The sequence below is a fragment of the Candidatus Nitrotoga sp. M5 genome, assembly GCF_927904885.1.
Taxonomy (GTDB): Bacteria; Pseudomonadota; Gammaproteobacteria; order Burkholderiales; family Gallionellaceae; genus Nitrotoga.
The window spans coordinates 112,423-131,504 of the sequence record NZ_CAKMNW010000005.1; the positions used below are offsets into that span (position 1 = coordinate 112,423).

At 47.3% G+C, this 19,082-nt stretch carries 16 protein-coding genes and 1 pseudogene; 1 reads left to right on the forward strand and 16 read right to left on the reverse strand.

Annotated features, from left to right (window positions below; translation table 11 throughout):
- Positions 1-119 precede the first annotated feature (119 nt).
- The 14 genes and pseudogenes from MJ770_RS02140 to MJ770_RS02205 form a co-directional block, all read right to left on the reverse strand.
- The gene (locus MJ770_RS02140; protein WP_239249957.1) at positions 120-374 is read right to left on the reverse strand and encodes a hypothetical protein; all 255 of its coding nucleotides are present in this window, start codon (positions 372-374) and stop codon (positions 120-122) included.
- A 282-nt stretch (positions 375-656) separates the two neighbouring features.
- Positions 657-1,199: a hemerythrin domain-containing protein gene (locus MJ770_RS02145; RefSeq protein ID WP_239249959.1), complete on the reverse strand. Its 543-nt coding sequence runs from the start codon at positions 1,197-1,199 to the stop codon at positions 657-659.
- A 46-nt stretch (positions 1,200-1,245) separates the two neighbouring features.
- A complete protein-coding gene (locus tag MJ770_RS02150; RefSeq protein ID WP_239249960.1) occupies positions 1,246-1,956 on the reverse strand; it encodes an HPP family protein in 711 nt (236 codons plus the stop codon).
- Positions 1,957-2,019: 63 nt separating this feature from the next.
- Positions 2,020-2,856, reverse strand: a complete 837-nt coding sequence (serB, locus tag MJ770_RS02155; protein ID WP_239249961.1) for a phosphoserine phosphatase SerB — start codon at positions 2,854-2,856, stop codon at positions 2,020-2,022.
- 96 nt (positions 2,857-2,952) lie between these two features.
- The gene (mfd, locus tag MJ770_RS02160) at positions 2,953-6,438 is read right to left on the reverse strand and encodes a transcription-repair coupling factor (RefSeq protein ID WP_239249962.1); all 3,486 of its coding nucleotides are present in this window, start codon (positions 6,436-6,438) and stop codon (positions 2,953-2,955) included.
- Between the two features lie 248 nt (positions 6,439-6,686).
- Complete coding sequence (locus MJ770_RS02165) at positions 6,687-7,808, reverse strand: deoxyguanosinetriphosphate triphosphohydrolase (protein WP_239249963.1); 1,122 nt, start codon at positions 7,806-7,808, stop codon at positions 6,687-6,689.
- Complete coding sequence (aroB, locus tag MJ770_RS02170; protein ID WP_239249964.1) at positions 7,801-8,889, reverse strand: 3-dehydroquinate synthase; 1,089 nt, start codon at positions 8,887-8,889, stop codon at positions 7,801-7,803. The genes MJ770_RS02165 and aroB overlap by 8 nt, the downstream gene beginning before the upstream one ends.
- 263 nt (positions 8,890-9,152) lie before the next feature.
- A complete protein-coding gene (locus MJ770_RS02175; protein ID WP_239249965.1) occupies positions 9,153-9,713 on the reverse strand; it encodes a shikimate kinase in 561 nt (186 codons plus the stop codon).
- A 49-nt stretch (positions 9,714-9,762) separates the two neighbouring features.
- The gene (pilQ, locus tag MJ770_RS02180; protein WP_239249966.1) at positions 9,763-11,865 is read right to left on the reverse strand and encodes a type IV pilus secretin family protein; all 2,103 of its coding nucleotides are present in this window, start codon (positions 11,863-11,865) and stop codon (positions 9,763-9,765) included.
- An 18-nt stretch (positions 11,866-11,883) separates the two neighbouring features.
- A complete protein-coding gene (locus MJ770_RS02185) occupies positions 11,884-12,396 on the reverse strand; it encodes a pilus assembly protein PilP (RefSeq protein WP_239249967.1) in 513 nt (170 codons plus the stop codon).
- Positions 12,393-13,019 carry a type 4a pilus biogenesis protein PilO gene (locus tag MJ770_RS02190; RefSeq protein ID WP_239249968.1) on the reverse strand — a complete coding sequence of 209 codons (627 nt, stop codon included), beginning with the start codon at positions 13,017-13,019 and terminating at the stop codon, positions 12,393-12,395. Before MJ770_RS02190 ends, MJ770_RS02185 begins: the two co-directional genes overlap by 4 nt.
- A gap of 8 nt (positions 13,020-13,027) precedes the next feature.
- A complete protein-coding gene (locus tag MJ770_RS02195; protein ID WP_239249969.1) occupies positions 13,028-13,624 on the reverse strand; it encodes a PilN domain-containing protein in 597 nt (198 codons plus the stop codon).
- A complete protein-coding gene (locus MJ770_RS02200) occupies positions 13,621-14,721 on the reverse strand; it encodes a pilus assembly protein PilM (protein ID WP_239249970.1) in 1,101 nt (366 codons plus the stop codon). Before MJ770_RS02200 ends, MJ770_RS02195 begins: the two co-directional genes overlap by 4 nt.
- 379 nt (positions 14,722-15,100) lie before the next feature.
- A pseudogene (locus MJ770_RS02205) lies at positions 15,101-15,259 on the reverse strand (IS110 family transposase); the annotation flags it as partial.
- 311 nt (positions 15,260-15,570) lie between these two features.
- On the opposite strand from MJ770_RS02205, the gene coq7 reads away from it, so the two are divergent.
- Positions 15,571-16,197: a 2-polyprenyl-3-methyl-6-methoxy-1,4-benzoquinone monooxygenase gene (gene coq7 / locus MJ770_RS02210; protein ID WP_239249971.1), complete on the forward strand. Its 627-nt coding sequence runs from the start codon at positions 15,571-15,573 to the stop codon at positions 16,195-16,197.
- A 183-nt stretch (positions 16,198-16,380) separates the two neighbouring features.
- On the opposite strand, the gene MJ770_RS02215 is transcribed toward coq7, so the two are convergent.
- Positions 16,381-18,633 carry an arginine/lysine/ornithine decarboxylase gene (locus tag MJ770_RS02215; RefSeq protein ID WP_239249972.1) on the reverse strand — a complete coding sequence of 751 codons (2,253 nt, stop codon included), beginning with the start codon at positions 18,631-18,633 and terminating at the stop codon, positions 16,381-16,383.
- Between the two features lie 196 nt (positions 18,634-18,829).
- Entirely contained in the window at positions 18,830-19,051 is a 222-nt protein-coding gene (locus MJ770_RS02220; RefSeq protein ID WP_239249973.1) for a hypothetical protein, read from the reverse strand.
- Between the last annotated feature and the right edge of the window lie 31 nt (positions 19,052-19,082).

Below are 19,082 nucleotides of genomic sequence, written 5' to 3' on the forward strand. Positions count from 1 at the left end.
TTTTTACAGCCTCAATGCCAGCCATAACGGGTGGCTTGGAGCATGGAAGGCACGACAGACGCGGAAAATCTTCCAAATTTATGGCGCTTGTTAGCCAAAATACATTTCCCGAAATACATTTAATTATTTTTTTTCTCATTCGTCTTTTTCGAACCAGCGTAGCTTTGAAGTAACTCTTCTACTTGTTGCCTTGAACGACATACATTTTCGCAAGGTATTGCATCTTTATCTCGATCTTTATTTCCAAAATCACCTAACGGGAAATCAGATATGACTTCAGCACATGATTGATAGTCTTTACATAGCTTGGCTGCATTTGCTTCTGATATAGATAGAAGCATGACAGCAATCAAAAATAATCCACTTCGATACATTTCCGCATCTCATTAATAATGAATAGCGTTTATCTGCCGCCCCACCCAAACTTGTTTATCACGCGTACCTTATGGACGGAAACTAAACCTTATTGGCTGAACCATCCGTAGAGTGGAGCCTTTGGGGATTGTATGGTATTGCGGCGGGACGTCAATTGCATGATCGGGGGACATTCTCCTGCGATCAAGGATCGAAAATTTATACAGTATTTTTAGCAAAATAAATCAGAAGGTTGAATCAGGATGCGATTGGATCGGATTGTCACCGCTTAGCGGTTTAGTTCAATAGGTATTGGTAAACACCACCCCGCGCCGTTCCGCCATGCTTCTTCCCAGTGCTTCTAATTGGATAGGGCTCAGCAGTCTTTCTGCTTGCGGCAATAGCTGGGAATTTTCCAGGGAAATGTGCTTTTCATGCACTGTGATGAAATGCTCCACCTTTTTAATATCTAATTCCGTCACTCGGCCTTCTGCAATACCAAGCAGCAAAGGGCGTAATTGCTGCCATGCCGCATCCAGCACCTTGTGTTCGTCCAGTAAGCGCGTTATTAATTTTTGTACCTCGGTGTTTGCTGTGGCGAGCAGGCGCGGGAATAAATCCTGTTCCTCGTCGTCATGGTGGTTCTGTCCGGCAGTATCGAAATAGCGCAGGATGGCCTGTGCTGCTTGTTGTGCCTGTGCATCGCAGCCTTGAGAGAAGAGGTGTTGCAGTAACTTGCGCAGTGTGACGCACTGTGTCTGTATCTTGCCGTGGCACGCTAACAGCATTTCCAGGGGATTATCGAAGCTGGGAGTGGGTGCGCCACCCAATACGTCAGTCATCATTGGCTATTTGCATTACAGGCAATCACAAATTCGTCAGTGTAACGGGTCAAACCTTAACTTTACCGTCATGATTCTGCGCATGCTTGATGGCCAGTTCATAGATTTCGGCAAGATCTTCTTCGCTGACGTCGATCACACCATCCATTTGAGTCAGTGCCCATTCGATATCAGTCTGGTCGATTTGAACATGATTAGGCTGAGTAGAGGGCGGTAGTGCAGGTTGGGGAGTATGTCGCATCGGGTAATGTCGGCCTGGTATAAGGTTATTGATCAACACCGCCAGCACCAATGAGATTCCGATATTCGCAAGCACGATACAAGCTACCCATGGCCAACCCATGGGAGTGAATTGTGTGCTGTGTACCACTAACGTGAGCGCCGTGGCTGCAGCCGGTGGGTGTAGGCAATTCAGATAATGCATTAGAAATACTGCAAATCCCACTGCGCAACCTGCGGCTATTACCGGGTCACTGATTTGTTGGCTGCATAGCCAACCCGCTAATGTTGAAATTAAATGGCCACCGAGTAAAGGTCGTGGTTGCGCCATAGGGCTGTGCGGTACAGCAAAGAGAAGCACAGCAGAAGCTGCGATCGAACCCAGCATAACAAGTGGATAATTGGGCTGTGGCAGAAATTTGAGCGCTATTCCCAAGAGAAGGATGCCAATTCCAGCGGCCAAACCGCTGCGAATTTTTTCGGAGAAGGGAACGGGGGCAGAATGTGCCTTGAAAAATAGACTAAATTCTTTAAAATTCATTGGGTCAGGCTTTCCTTTTAGTAAATTGTGAAGCGCGATACTTATATTCTTTACTTAATAGGGTTAGTCGCCAAACAAATTAACCAACCCATCCAGCCCCACAAAATTAAACGCATAAGTAGCCTGTGCGAGCACTACCGGTTTGGCGTGGTAGGCGATACTGACGCCAGCTTGCGCCATCATCTTGAGATCATTAGCGCCATCGCCTATAGCAATAACTTGTTCCGGTTTAAGTTTCAATTCATCTCTGATATTCACTAAGTAATCAGCTTTACTTTGTGCGTCCAGTATATGCCCGAGTACGTTGCCAGTTAGTTTGCCGTTGATGATTTCCAGTGTGTTGGCATGTGCGTAGTCGAGTCCCAACCGTTGTTGTAAACGATCGGAGAAGAAGCCAAACCCACCAGACACCAGCATGGTCTTGATACCGTGTTCTTTTAGTTTTGCCAACATGATTTCAGCACCAAGATTGAGCTGCAGGCGTTCGTCATAAACGCGTTGCAATGCACTTTCTTCCAGTCCTGCCAGCAACGCTACACGACGACGCAGGCTCTCACTGAAATCAATTTTGCCGCGCATCGCGTCTTCGGTGATGGCTGCTACCTGCGGTTTAACGTGGATCATATCTGCGACCTCATCGATACATTCGATAGAGATGAGGGTGGAATCCATATCCATCACTACAAGGCCAAAATCAGATAAATGCTGGCTTGGACGGACAAAACCATAGTCGAGTTGGTGTTCGTAACAGTAAGCAGTAATGGCATCATGCGGCTTGGCATCGTACAGTCGGTAGGTGTAAGTCGAGGTCTGTTCGATACGAGATGCAGTGGTCAATCCGGCAAGGTGGTTCAAATGGGCCGGGGCAATGTCTTGGATGCCTTGAATTATGAAGTTCATATACTTATAGATTTTTTTATTGGCGCGATTAGAAATGGCGATTTTGTCATGCCCTCGAGTGTGGGAATTACAATGGTTGCAAGTATGCTAAACGATTCACGATAGTTCGTTAAAAAAGTTTTTGATTGCCAACACCCGTTGGCTGACGTCGCTGTATTTGATTTCAATTCTTAGTTTGTCCTGACCGCTCAATTTGTAATGGCGCTTGCTCTGGATAAGCGTGATGATGCGCATCGGATCGATGGGCGGATTTGGCATGAACTGAATTTGAATTGCCTCGCTAGAAGCATCCACCTTGATTATGCCGAGCTGCTTGGCAGCAATGCGCAGACGGTGGCAATCAAGCAGTGTATGGGCAGGCGACGGCGGCAAACCAAAACGATCTACCAGTTCCTGGTGCATGTCATCCAGTTCTTCAGAGGTGGTGCAGTTAGCTAAGCGCTTGTACAGTACCAGTCGCTGGTGGATGTCGCCACAGTAATTGTTGGGTAGTAAGGCGGGTGTATGCAGGTTAATTTCAGTAGCAACCCCAAGTGGGTGTGCCATATCTGGTTCATGGCCCAATTTGAGCGAGGTAATGGCCGCGTTGAGCATGTCCGTGTAGAGAGAAAAACCTATCTCGTGCATCTCACCGCTTTGTGATTCGCCCAGCACTTCACCCGCGCCGCGAATTTCCAAGTCATGCATCGCAAGATAGAAACCGCTTCCTAGTTGTTCCATGGCCTGGATTGCTTCCAATCTTTTCTTGGCCTGCGAGGTAAGTCCTTCCATGTTGTCCACTAATAAATAGGCATACGCTTGGTGGTGCGAACGTCCAACCCGGCCACGCAATTGATGAAGTTGCGCCAATCCGAAGCGGTCCGCACGGTTCATGATAATGGTATTGGCACTGGGTACGTCGATACCAGTTTCAATGATGGTGGTGCATAACAGCACATTAAAGCGCTGTTGGTAAAAGTCACGCATGACTGCTTCCAAGTCGCGTTCTCCCATTTGGCCATGCGCCACGCGGATACGTGCTTCAGGCAGTAACGCCCCTAGCTTTTCCGCCATATTGGCGATGGTGCCTACTTCGTTGTGCAGAAAATAGATTTGTCCGCCGCGCTTCAATTCACGCAGCACCGCTTCGCGGATGACGCCTTGGCTGTAGTTGCTAACGAAGGTCTTGATAGACAGTCGTCGCTGCGGTGCAGTAGCAATCACAGAGAAATCGCGCAGCCCTTCCAAAGACATTGCCAGCGTGCGCGGGATCGGCGTCGCGGTCAGGGTGAGCACGTCAACTTCAGCGCGTAGCGCCTTGAGGCGCTCTTTTTGCTGCACGCCGAAACGATGTTCCTCATCGATGATAATCAACCCCAAATTGTTAAATTTAATACCCTTTTGGATAAGCTTGTGCGTGCCGATGATGATGTCAAGTTTTCCATCTTCCATTTCTTTCAGTGTTTGAGTCTGTTCTTTGGCAGAGCGGAAGCGTGATAGTTCACCAATTTTTATGGGCCAGTCGGCAAAACGGTTGCAGAAACTCTGGTAATGCTGTTCTGTAAGCAGTGTAGTGGGTACCAAGACTGCTACTTGCTTGCTATCCATTGCCGCAATAAAGGCTGCGCGCAGGGCTACTTCCGTTTTACCAAAGCCCACATCGCCGCAGATAAGACGATCCATAGGTTTTCCACTCTGCAGATCAGTGACCACTGCCTCAATGGCGGAGGTTTGATCAGGTGTTTCTTCAAAACCAAAGCCGGCGGCGAATGCTTCGTAATCATGTTGAGATAATTTGAATTGGTGACCTTTACGCGTAGCGCGCTGGGCGTACAGATTGAGCAGTTCGGCAGCGGTATCGCGAACCTGCTGCATGGCACGACGTTTGGCTTTGTCCCAAGTGCCGCTGCCCAGCTTGTGCAATGGTGCGGTTTCCGAGGCTCCGCCACTGTAACGACTGATTACATGCAGTTGTGCCACTGGAACATACAATTTGTCTTCACCGGCATATTCCAGCAGCAAAAATTCGTTCTCGCCTTCGCCGAGATCAAGGTTTACCAGGCCATGATAACGCGCGATACCATGTTGTTCATGCACCACGGAGTCGCCCGGCTTGAGCTCGGACAAGTCACGCAGCATCCCTTCAACGTTGCTTTTTTTTGTGGAGCGCGCAATTCGGCTACGTTGCTGCGCGGCATACAGCTCACTTTCTGTAATAATTGCCAATTGTTCATCTTGCAACATGAAACCATTCTGAAGTGTCCCGACGGTAAGCATGAAGTGATTGTCACTGGCAAGAAATTGCGCATAGTTCTCACACTGTGCAGGTACCAAGCCGTATTCGCGCAAGTATTCGGCCATTATTTCGCGTCGTCCCAAACTGTCGGCGAGCAATAATACTCGGCCAGCATAACCTTGCAAAAAGCTCTGGAGTGCAAGTGTTGGGATATCGGCGCGCCGATTTACCGCGATGTCGGGCAATTTTTTGGTAGCGCAAAGCGTATGGGTTTTATGTGTTTTTTCACCTTCGAAAAGAGTAAGGTGAGTCTCGCGCTCATTTTCTTTCTCGTCGGAATTGTCAATATGGGAGGAAGTGGGGATGTCTGCGATGAGATCGATACGTTTTAAACTTTGCGCAGCAATAAAGAAGTTTTCTGCGTTCAGAAACAGTTCGTGCGGCTCTAGCAATGGACGTTGTGGGTCGCCGCGAAGCAGGTTATAGCGCGATTGCGCATCTTTCGCAAAAGTGGCAATGGCCGCATCCACATTGTGATGCATGCACAGCGTGGCATGCGCGGGAAGATAATCAAACAACGTCGCAGTACGTTCGAAAAACAATGGGAGGTAATATTCGATGCCTGTGGGCGCGACGCCGCGGCTCACGCCTTTATAAATACTTGCTTTGGATGGGTCGCCCTCAAAACGATTGCGGAAATTTTGGCGAAAACGAGCCTGTCCGGCCTCATCCATTGGAAATTCGCGTGCCGGTAATAGGCGAATATCCTGTACCGGATATATGGTGCGCTGAGTATCTACATCGAAGGTGGCGATAGAATCAATATCGTCATCGAATAAGTCGATGCGATAAGGTACCGTACTGCCCATCGGGAAAAGGTCAATCAAACTACCCCGCACACAGTACTCGCCCGGTGTCAGTACCTGCTGAACATGGGTATAACCGGCTAATGTCATTTGCTCACGCAACTTGGCGATGTCCAGTTTTTCGCCGCGCTTAAGAAAGAAAGTGAATGCTGCCAGATATTCCACTGGTGGTAGAGGATATAGCGCGGTAGTTATCGGGACGACTATTACATCGCATGACTGGCTGTGAATGTGATGCAGCGTAGCAAGTCGCTCAGAAATGAGATCCTGATGCGGCGAGAAGTGATCATAAGGCAGCGTTTCCCAATCCGGCAGCAGATGTACGCGAAGCTCCTGGGAAAAAAACGGTATTTCTTCCACTAGCCGCTGAGCATCCAACGCGCTGGCGGCAATTATCACCAACGGCACATGTAGTCTGGCATATTGCGCCAGCGCCAAGGCATCAGACGAACCATTCAGATGGGTATAACGTGGACGGGGGTGCGAAGAAGAAAACAGCATAGAAAAAATAAGTACAGCTACGTTTCAGGGGGTAGCATTATATAAGGGAAGCTACGCAGTTGGCAGTGATTGAACAATTCTCATGTTTTTCGAGGATAACGACTTGAATTTTTATTCATGCAATAAACTTCGTAAGAGGTATCCTTTGATCAACCGAGCATATGGAAAGGGCTGCTTCGAATTTGAGTCTGCCATAGTTTAGAAGTCTGTGGCATAACATAGACTTCATTATTAAAGTAGAGAGAGCATCATCCTTCTTCAATGGCAAACAACCTTCTGTGCTCTTTGATGGCGTAGCGATCAGTCATGCCGGCGATGTAGTCAGACACGGTGCGAGCACGGTCGGCTTGTGCCTGTCGCTGAAATTGCGGAGGCAGCAGTCGATTATCTTCCATGAATACTTGAAATAGCTCGGTAATGATGCTGCGCGCCTTGGCACTCATACGCATGACGCGGTAATGACGGTATAAATGCGTATGCAGGAAAGTTTTGAGTTCGCGCTGCTGTTCATGTATTTCGGCGCTGAATGCCGCCAGTGGCGGCGCAGCGCGCACCTCGGAGATGTCATTCACAGCATAAGTCTGAATATTTTTTTCCGTTTCATGGATTAAGTCTGTAGCAAGTGTATTGATCATGCGTCGTATCGTTTCGTGAATCAGGCGGCGCTCGGCCAGGTCCGGATAAGCTAGTCGTACAGCATCAAGATGGCCGGCAAACAAACGCACCGAGGTAAACTGTTCCAGCGTAATTAACCCGGAGCGCAACCCGTCATCTACATCATGGTTGTTGTAGGCGATTGCATCGGCCAAATTGGCAATCTGCGCTTCCAGTGATGGACGCTGTTGTTTAAGGAAACGTTCACCCACTGCACCCAGCTTGGCTGCATTTGCCGGCGAGCAATGTTTGAGAATGCCTTCGCGCGTTTCGAAACATAGATTGAGTCCATCAAAGGCGGCATAATGATCTTCGAGTATGTCCACCACGCGTAACGATTGCAGGTTATGCTCGAAGCCACCGTAATCCTTCATACAGGCATTGAGTGCATCCTGTCCAGCGTGGCCGAATGGTGTGTGGCCGAGATCGTGAGCAAGTGATATAGCTTCCACCAGGTCTTCATTTAATTGCAAATACCGTGCGATGGAGCGGGCAATTTGTGCTACTTCCATGCTGTGAGTCAACCGAGTGCGGAATAGGTCTCCCTCATGGTTAACGAATACCTGCGTCTTATATTCCAGGCGACGGAAGGCGGTGGAATGGATGATGCGATCACGATCACGTTGAAACTCGCTTCGCCCAAAAGGGGCTTCCTCGCGCTCAACCCTGCCGCGTGTGTTGTTCTCTGTTACCGCATAAGGTGCAAATTCAGCCATGCGCGCTGTTCGCCTCCAAAGTTTGTCGTAATAATTCCGGCTCCACATCCCCACTGATCACTGCATTACCAATGCTTTTAAGCAGCACGAAACGGATTTTTCCGCCAACCACTTTTTTGTCCAAGCCCATCAATTTCAGGTATTTCTCTACTCCCAAATCAGGAGCGACAATTGGTAGATTAGCGCGTTGAAGCAAGTTTTGGATGCGACCTGCATCTTCCTTGCTTAGCCAACCCAAGCGGCACGATAAATCTGCGGCCATAATGGTACCTGCTGCAACTGCTTCTCCATGCAGCCATGCGCCATAACCCATACCGGTCTCGATCGCATGGCCGAAGGTATGGCCGAGGTTAAGCAGGGCGCGTTCTCCATTTTCAAGCTCGTCTGCAGCGACTACCTCGGCCTTATTCTCGCAGCTGCGTGTGATGGCATATTGCAGCGAATCTGCATCGCGCATCAATAATTTTTCTATGTTTTGTTCTAGCCACTCAAAGAAAGAGAGATCGCGGATCAGGCCGTATTTGATGACTTCTGCAATGCCAGCGCGTAACTCCTGGTCCGTTAAAGTATTCAATGTGGAGATGTCGGCAAGCACAACTTGCGGCTGGTAAAACGCACCTATCATATTTTTACCTAACGGGTGGTTGATGCCAGTCTTTCCGCCTACCGATGAATCCACCTGTGCCAGCAGAGTGGTGGGAATTTGAATGAAAGGTACGCCACGCAAATATGTCGCGGCAGCATAACCTGTCATGTCGCCTATCACGCCCCCGCCCAAAGCGATCAATGGTGTATTGCGTTCGCTCCTATGAGAGAGCAGTGCATCGTAAATTAACCCTAATGTTTCTGCATTCTTGTATTGTTCGCCATCCGGCAAGATGATGGATATTATGTCCACGCCATGAGCTTGCAGCATGGCGTGTAATGGTTCCAGGTACAGTGGTGCCACCGTGGTGTTAGTCACCACTGCCGCTCTCTTGCGTGGCAGGTGCGGCAATAGTAATTCGGCACATTCTAGTAAGTCACTGCCTATATAAATAGGATAGCTGCGCTCCGCTAGTCCAACGGTTAATGTTTGCATATATATTGAGAGCTTCTATTGAAGATTGCATAATGAACGGCAGGCAATGTTATATCATTTCGAGTGATCACTGACACAGATTGAGTGGTTTTCTGCGCTATTCCTGCGCAGGCTAAAACTCAATGGGCTTGAGAAAGGCTACTTTTGAACATCTGACATTCCAACCAAGTTGTTCAACTTTACATCTAATAATGGGAGGAATTATCTGTCTGGCCGCATGGAAGGGATGGCTGTTGTCATAATTAAAAGTAATTTTAATGGTTTTATGACTTGGTTTCCGATAATCGATTTAGCTCTTGCTGCAAATGCAAAGCTAGGCTTTGCGCGCTTTGTTTGCCGGTAGGCATAACTAAATTAGCCACTTCTGCATATAGCGGATCGCGCTGCTCATACATGCTTTTTAGTCTTGCACGTGGGTCGGCTGTCTGCAATAACGGACGGTTTCTGTCATGGCGAGTTCGATGCCAGAGGTCATTAATTGTGCTTTTCAAGTACAACACTATGCCATTGCAACATAATGCAACGCGGTTTTCCTCATTCAATACCGCACCTCCCCCAGTCGCTAATACGATGTTATCGAGCAGTACCAAGTCTTGAATTACGCTTGCTTCGCGCTGACGAAAACCAGCTTCACCCTCAACATCAAAGATGTGTGGAATAGTTACGCCAGAACGCTGCTGAATCTCTTCATCACTGTCAACAAATACCTTGCCCAGCTGCTGGGCGAGCAATTTCCCTATAGTGGTTTTTCCTGCTCCCATCATTCCTACAAGAAAGATGTTGCCGGAGTGGCGCTTGGTCTGATTTGTAGTAATAGAGCACATGGTCGAATTGTAGCCGAAAATCGTCGTGCATCACTGACGCACTGACTGTTTAACGCAGATTCAAGCTCTCACTCAAGATTTTGGGGGAAATGAAAACCAATAGTTCTCTCTTGTTGTTCGTATTAGTTCTATTTTTAAATAACCACCCAATGATAGGTATATCACCTAACAGTGGCACCTTAGGGGTCGATTCCAACTCATTTTGGGTAAAGACCCCACCAATGACAACGGTCCCTCCATTGTCAACCAGTACTTGGGTACTGATTTTCTTGGTATTAATGCTAGGTACCCCTCCCGCCGACGTGTTAATTATGGTGCCAACAGAATCCTGAGTTACTTCTACTTTCATGTTGATATTATCATCAGGTGTGATTTGAGGTGTCACAGTAAGGCTTAAAAGCGCCTTCTTAAATAATATGGTTGGTGCCACTGTTGCGCTGATAGTTGTTTGATAGGGTATTTCCACGCCTTGTTCAATTACCGCTTCAGTTCCATTTGCAGTCACCACACGAGGGCTAGATATCTCTTTGGTAATTCCATTTAGTTGGGATGCCTGCAACTCTAGCCCTAATATTTTGGTCACCGATGAGTTGAAAAGCATCGCTGACACCACACCAGTACCAATCACTCCTGGGGTTCCGGGCAGGTTTACTGGCCCACCACCAGCACTGCCGCCAATAGAGCCACGGACGCCGCCCACAGAAAACCCGCCTCCAGGTGGAGGTGCCCCGGTGTAGCTAAGTCTTCCACCCACGGTTCGAGTAAAGGTATCGCTTGCTTCAACGAAACGTGCCTCAATCATTACTTGGCGCACGGCCACGTCAACTTTTTCGATCAGGTTGCGTACTTCTTCCAAACGTGATGGTGTATCTTGAACAAATACAGTATTGGTGCGTGCATCCTCCACTGCACTCCCTCGTTTAGACAGCATGCGCTGGGCAGAGCTCTGCAACAATGCGACAATTTCCTTGCCTTTTGAATAAGCGAGTTGGTAGCTTTCCGTATGGAGAGGCTCAAGGTCAAAAATTTCTTGACTTGCTGCTAAATTAAGTTTTTCCTTGGCCGCCAATTCTTCGCGCGGGGCAACTTGGATTACGTTGCCGTTCTTGCGCATGTCCAAACCGCGCGAATCAAGGATGATTTGTAGTGCTTGGTCCCACGGCACATCTTTAAGGCGTAAAGTCAGGTTGCCGCTCACAGAATCGCTGATCACCATGTTCAGCTTAGTAAAGTCAGCAATTACGTTCAGTGCTTCACGCACTGCTATATTTTGGAAGCTTAACGTCAGTTTTTCGCCCTTGTAATCTACCTTTCTATTTTTAGATAGTTTATTAGGGTCATCAGCTACTGTTTTTATTTCCACGATAAACTTATTATCGGTCTGGTAGGCGACATGCTCCCATAAACCCTTGGGCTTAATGACCATGCGCACATGGTCACCCTGCATGAATGTATCGACCTCCTGTATTGGCGTACCGAAATCTACTACATCAAGTTTTCGTTGCAGGTTGCTGGGTAGACTAGTACTCATAAAGTCCACAATCAGACTTGTACCTTGCTGCTTAACGCTTATGCCTATGCCAGGATCTGATAGGTCTACCTGAATGCGTCCTCCTCCATTTCCGCCACGACGAAAAACAATATCATGCAGGCTATGTTTCTGGATGCCTGGCTTAGCCTCAGTAAATCGTGCAGAGGGTGCCATCACTGCTTTTGCAGGAACTTTGCCATGCAGGGAAATTAGCAGGTCAGTACCCTTTGTATGCGCGTCATAACTCAAAGTTTGGTTGAGGTTAACTACCAGGCGGGTGCGATTGCCTGATTGCACGATATTGGCGCTACGCAATTCACCTATGCCAAATTTCTGCTTCGTTTTCCCCAGTCCATTTGTTGTATTGGGGAAGTCAAATACAATACGCGCCGGGTTGCTGAGGGCAAAATTCAAAGGTGGATTGGCAAGCGTATTCCTCAATCCTATTTTAAGTGCCAGCTTGCCATCTGACGCAGTGCTGAGGCTGATAGACTGTATGCTATTCCCCACATCAGATTTTGGTGTGCTAGCGCTTTGCGCATGGGCAGTTAGCGCGCAAACTGCAAATACCGCGACAACAAGCAGAACAAGGTTGTTGACTACGTTTTTATATTGCCTCATGTTTCACTCCTAAATCATTCATTCCATCAATGGCAAGCCGCTTATACGTTCCGTCCAGTCTCCTGCACTATCTTGCACGACTTCCTTGATTTTTATTTCGGTTTCTGTCACTGAAAAAATTTGACCAAAATTTGTTCCTAGGTAATTGCCTGCCTTAACGCGGTGGAGCTTGCCATCCGGTGAGCGGACGATAGCATGACCAACTTTAGCCTGATAAAGGAAGCCGACCATCTTCAGGTCTTCTAATGGTGACTCTTCCAGTTCTTCTCGACGTCGTTTCATATCAGGTTGATTGAGACCGAGGAGGTTGCCATTTTTTGCTTCGGGCTTGCGCGGTTTGAATGGATCAGGCAGATTTGTAGGGTTATCATAAACAAATGGTTCATAAGGCATAACTTCAGGAGGAGGATCCACTTTGCCCCGCATCCCACTTTCAGTCTCTTTGACAAATTCACGCAAATCTTGAAACTCTTCGTTAGCGCAGGCAGAGAGCAATATAGATGTGAACAGTAGTAAGCAGGCTGGCCTCATTTGCCTACTCCTGCAGCTTTAGATGATTGATTCTGAGCGGTCAATTCTTCCGCATCTAGATAGCGATATGTTTTAGCTATAGTATCCATAGTCAGGTGCCCTGCCGTTGGAGTAATACTAATTTCGCTCAATGATACGATACGTGGCAATTGAGCAATGTCACTAGCAAATTTACCAAGGTCATCATAGTTACCCGTGACTTTAATGGTTATTGCCTGCTCAGAAAATACGCCGGTAATAATCTCGGCGCTGGGTCTAAATAATTCAAATTGTAGGCCACGACCTAGGCCAGCCTGATTAATATCAGTTAGTAACGCATCCATTTCTGACTTGTTCGGCAATTGTTCCAGTAGCGCATCAAATGATTGCTTGCTTTCCGTAAGTTTTTTATTGATAACATCCAAGTTGATGGCTACTGCCTTCTTGGCCTTGAACTCAGTTTTTAATTTAGTCTCAAGCTGCTTGGCTGTATTTAGCTCTTCCCAACGATTCGTCCAGTCAAATACTATTCCTGAAACTAAAATGGCCGCGAATATTGCCACAAATGCGCTGATCTTCACCAATAAAGGCCAGTCGCCTGGCTCTTTGGGGTCAATATCTTGTAATTCTTCTAGCAGTCTCATCAGCTCACCTAGCCTTCCGTGCCAGCTGTCGTCGACGGAGCAGCGGAGGTTGTTGGCACTTGCGTGGACAAATTGAAGTTCAGATTAAACTCATTTAAACGTGGCCCACGGTCCTGTGAGGTTACCGCAGAAATTTGAACCAGCGTCGGCGACTCTAGCCATGGAGAGCTTTCAATGGAGCGCATCAAAGTGGATACCCGTGCATTCGACTGAGTAAAGCCTACCAGGTTAACCTTGTTACCAGTTTGTTTAATCGATTTTAGATACACACTTTTGGGCATTATATTCAACATCTGGTCCAGCAGATGCACCACATCTGAACGTGTACTTTGCAGTTTTTCAACCACCGTTTTCCGTTCCATCAGTGCTGCAATTTCCATCTTTAGACGCTTTATTTCAGCGATCTGTTCGTCTAGCAGGCCAATTTGATCTGTTAAATATTGGTTGCGGCGTTCTTGATATTCAATTTGAGTACTAATGACAATATGCACAATACCAACCAACAATACTGCCAGCATTAGCGAGATTACGCCGAATGCATAGAACTGAATCTGCCGTGCTTTGCGCTTCTCAGCACGATGCGGCAATAAATTAATTCGTATCATGAAGGGTCAAACCTCCGCATCGCAAGGCCGCAAGCAATCATTAGCGCAGGTGCATCAATCTGTAATTGTCGTTTTTTAATGCGCTCAGACAAGGTCATTTGAGCAAAGGGATTTGCTATAAGCGTTTTCACTTGCGTTCGCGTTGCAACAGCATCACCCAAATTAGGCAGAGCAGCGCTGCCGCCAGCTAATACAATATAACTGATCTCATTGAACTGGGTTGAGGTAAAGAAAAGCTGCATGGCGCGATACACTTCATCCGCTAAACTTTCGCGGAATGGTATCAGCACGTCGCTTTCGTAATTTTCTGGTAATCCACCATTAATTTTTCCTGTTTCTGCCTCCTCGGTGGACAAACCGAACGTACTCTGGATATGTTGCGTTAATTGCTCACCACCCATTTGCTGGTCACGCATGTAGACCGATTGCCCGTTGTGCAGAATGTTTACATTCATTACGTGTGCGCCTATATCTACCAAAGCTACGCATTGATCTAAAGCGCCACCGGGCAACTGCATGCGGATCTGCTCAAATGCCATTTCAGCGGCGTAATGCTCTACATCCATCACTACCACTTTGAGCCCAGCCACTTCTGCGACAGCAACACGATCCTCCACGTTAACATTACGTGAGGCTGCCAACAATATTTCGACTTCTGCAGAATTGCTAGGTGCCGGGCCCAGTACTTGAAAATCCAGATTGACTTCATCAATAGCAAATGGAATGTACTGATTTGCTTCTGCTTCCACCTGATGTTCCATATCTTTCTCATTCAAACCGCTAGGCAGAAAAATTTTTTTGCTAATCACGGCGGCAGCAGGAAGCGCAAGGCTAATTTTTTTTATGCGTGTCCCCATTCGCTTCCAGGCGCGTCGCATGCATTCCGAAGCCGCCTCCATGTCATTAACGTTGCCATCGCTTACAGCATTTATGGGCAATGGTTCGATTGCGTAACGCTCGAGAACGTAGCTATTTTTTTTGGTTGATTCGCTTAACTCCACAATCTTGATTGAAGACGAGCAAATATCAACCCCGATTAAAGACGGTGTCTTGGTATACAAGAAATCTAACGGAATATTTAACTTGTCTTTGATCATAATTAATGATTGGAACTTTGGTGTGCTAAGAAGTTATAAAAGTGACAAGATCGAAATTGTTGCGGATATAAATAATTTTCAGTGCAATCTAAAATTAAGCTGCACTATAAAATATCGACAATTAATCAATATGATGGTAGTTGCAACGATGAAAAAATAATTGTTAATTTAATAATTAACCTTCCTGATTCTGGGCATGGGTAGCTCTTACTTTAACGGCAAGCTGCAGAAATACTTTAGAAAGCTGCTTACAGTGGGCTTCTCGTCAAGCTTAACTGTCGTGGGATGTCCAACGATTTGTCATCAATTGTGAAGCTCCTATTGATTTTGTGCCAAGACTCATCGCGGCCGATTGATGCGGTTTGATTGATGCCGCTCACACTGCAAGTTCATGCCGATCTCGCTTGAATGTGCCAAATTGGCGCTGTTCAACACACGTTGTTCTTTCGGATTCGTGGATAATGGCACAGACCGTAGTAATTTGTGCTTGATGCACATCCAGGCCGATAACACGTTGATACAATGCTGTCAGTTCCACTGCCGCTATTTTCGATTTACAATCAGATCCGGGAAGGGAGATGCCAGAACTGAAAGTGTATGAAGGCGATAACTTGCCAACGGCCGGTTCAACGTGCGCATCTCTATGGATGCAACCCGGGGTTCGAGTCAGTTCGGTGGTCACGATAGAATTTGGGGTGAAGCCACCAAAAAATTGCACAAACTCTATCCATTACCTTTCGATCTGTAATAATTTTTACCATCGGGGGCTGCAACTGCAATGCCCGTTAGAGCCACATTTACTATCTTATTGGTTACGGGATTGGTATAAAAATGCTAAAGGAGCGCTCTGTGTTAAGTTTAGACAGCTTAATTATCAATTTCGACAAAAGCTTGCGCACCTTGTTTAATGAGGCGCACAGTATTCGTCCTTTTCCTGATGCAGATTTGCCGGATGCTGCATTGGACGAGAACGAAAAGAAGCTTGCTGCTGCGCTGATGCGCGTCAATCATAGCGGTGAAATTTGCGCTCAAGCGTTATATCAAGGGCAAGCATTGACAGCGCGTGATGCTGTATTGAAGGAACAGTTGCAGCAAACAGCCAATGAGGAGACCGAGCATCTGGCATGGACGTCGAGGCGTGTGCATGAGCTAGGCGGCCATCTCAGCGTGCTTAATCCAATTTGGTATGCAAATTCGTTGGCCATCGGCGCGTTTGCCGGCTTGCTGGGTAACAAATGGAATCTTGGCTTTATGGCAGAAACTGAACGTCAGGTAGGTGCACATTTACAAAGTCATTTGGGTAAGTTGCCAGAGCAGGATATAAAAAGTCGTACGGTTGTTCAGCAAATGCTCACAGATGAAACTCGGCATGGTGAATTTGCTGTGCAACTGGGTGGTGCAGAATTGCCACTACCGATCAGGCATGTGATGCAAGTGAGCGCAAAGGTAATGACACAAACTGCCTATTGGGTATAGGATGCCTTTAGGATTTTAGTTTGCAAGCAGCAGTGTTGTTGCTTACCGATTTACCAGTTTCGTCATATACATGGCGCTACTCGAAAAAATTATCGATTACATATCTACTGCATGCGGCGCTCAAATTTATTACTCGTGCTCACCTCGCGGCCTTATTCAGGCAGATTTAAGATCTAAACGCACCTACTCTTGACTTACACAGTCCACATAATAGCGCGGCCCCTCACTGTCCTCATTGGCTACCAAGCCATGAATGTCACTCTCAAACCCTGGGAATTTCTGATTAAAGTCCCGCGCAAATTTGAGATAGTCAACGATGATTTTGTTGAAACGCTCGCCTGGGATGAGCAGCGGAATGCCTGGTGGATAAGGTGTCAAAAGTACGCTGGTAATGCGCCCTTCCAGGTCGTCAATTGACACGCGGTCAATCTTGCCGTGCGCCATTTTAGCGAAAGCCTCAGATGGTTTCATGGCGGGCTCCATGTTGGAAAGGTACATTTCGGTGGTTAATCGTGCTACGTCATTAATCTTGTATATGCCGTGAATATGGTCGCACAAGTCGCGTAGACCGACCTTCTCGTAGTGTGCGTATTTAATGACAAATTCGGGCAACACACGCCAAAGTGGCTGATTGTTATCATAGTCATCCTTGAATTGTTGCAACTCGGTAACCATGGTATTCCAGCGTCCCTTGGTGATGCCAATGGTGAACATTATGAAAAATGAGTAGAGGCCGGTTTTTTCAACCACAACCCCATTTTCCGCCAAGTATTTGGTAACGATAGCCGCCGGAATGCCAGATTCGGCGAAGTCACCTCCGACATCAAGTCCCGGGGTGATAATGGTGGCCTTGATCGGGTCGAGCATATTGAATCCCGGTGCCAGGTTGCCAAAGCCATGCCAGCGATCATCTGTACCTAACATCCAGTCTTCGCGTGCGGCCATGCCTTCATCGGAGAGATAGTCCGGCCCCCAAACTTTGAACCACCAATCCGTCCCCCATTCTTCATCTATTTTTCGCATGGCACGACGAAAATCAAGCGCTTCGGCAATCGACTCTTCTACCAGAGCTGTGCCACCGGGGGGCTCCATCATTGCGGCAGCCACATCACACGATGCAATAATCGCGTACTGTGGACTGGTAGAAGTATGCATCATATAGGCTTCATTAAAGCAGTCGCGGTCCAGTTTGCGCACCTCGCTGTCCTGTACCAAAATTTGTGAGGCTTGGCTCAATCCAGCCAACATTTTATGTGTCGATTGTGTGGAAAACACCATGGATTCCTTGCATGGCTTACGGGCTTCGCCTATGGCGTGCATGTCTTGGTAGAAATCATGAAATGCAGCATGCGGTAACCATGCCTCGTCGAAAAGCAAGGTGTCAATTTTTCCATCCAGCATCTGTTTGAGGGTTTCCACGTTGTACAACACGCCATCGTATGTACTCTGAGTGATAGTCAGGATGCGCGGTTTTTGTTTTTTATCTATGATGAACGGGTGTGCATCGATCTTCCGCTGGATAGTTTCCATTTTAAATTCGTCCAGTGAAATCGGTCCGATGATACCGAAATGGTTACGTGTCGGCATCAAAAACACTGGTATTGCACCCGTCATGATAATGGAGTGCAAGATGGATTTATGACAGTTGCGATCCACGACTACGATGTCATTGGGTGCGACGGTGGAGTGCCATACAATTTTATTGGATGTAGAGGTGCCGTTAGTCACAAAAAATAGGTGATCGCAGTTGAAGATACGTGCTGCATTTCGCTCGCTGGCTGCGACAGGCCCGGTATGGTCAAGTAACTGACCCAGCTCATCGACTGAGTTGCACACATCTGCACGCAACATATTTTCGCCAAAGAACTGATGAAACATACGACCTACTGGCGATTTCAGGAAAGCCACCCCGCCCGAATGGCCGGGGCAATGCCAGGAATAGGAACCATCTTGCGCGTAATTAACCAGTGCGCGAAAAAACGGCGGGGCGAGCGAGTCCAGATATAATCGAGCTTCACGGATGATGTGACGCGCCACAAATTCCGGCGTGTCTTCATGCATATGTATAAATCCATGCAATTCACGCAGGATGTCATTCGGGATATGACGTGATGTACGCGTCTCGCCGTAAAGATAGATGGGGATATCGTCATTTTTAAAGCGAATCTCTTCAACGAAAGCACGTATGCTTTTCAGTGCGATTGCTGTCTCTTCTTTACTGCCACCGCCAAATTCTTCATCGTCAATTGATAGCAAAAATGCTGAAGCTCGGCTTTGCTGCTGCGCGAATGAAGTCAAATCCCCGTAACTTGTAATACCCAGCACTGCCATGCCTTCTTTCTGGATGGCTTCGGCCAAAGCGCGCACACTCAGCCCACTGGAATTTTCCGAGCGAAAATCTTCGTCGATGATGATGATGGGAAAATCAAATTTCATTCAGTGCTCCTTGATGGGAAATGTCTGCCGGGCAGCGAGTTGGCGCGGATTGTCGCAGATTTAGATAATGTGGGCAGTGTTAAATAACATTAAAAATTATGTCATCCGATAACACGAAGAAAAGGTTTGCCAGCTGTATTTGCAGGGATGATTAAACTGGAGTTGATCAAAAAAATTTAATGCTATTCTGGTTCAGTTAATCACGCGTGGGGTAGGGGTTTTTCAGTTCGTTGACCAACTCAGTCAGTACTGCGCGAAACTGTTGTTCGTCACAACCCATTAGTACTGCATCTTCCAGCGCATCTTGGCAGATTTGGCGGATCTCTTCCATGTTCTCGCTTAGCACCTTGTTTTTTTCCACGCAGGCGACCACCTCGCCTGTGGGACTACGCCAAATGATTTGCGGACAGAATGCCATAAGTATATGCCTCGAAATGATTCAGTATAAT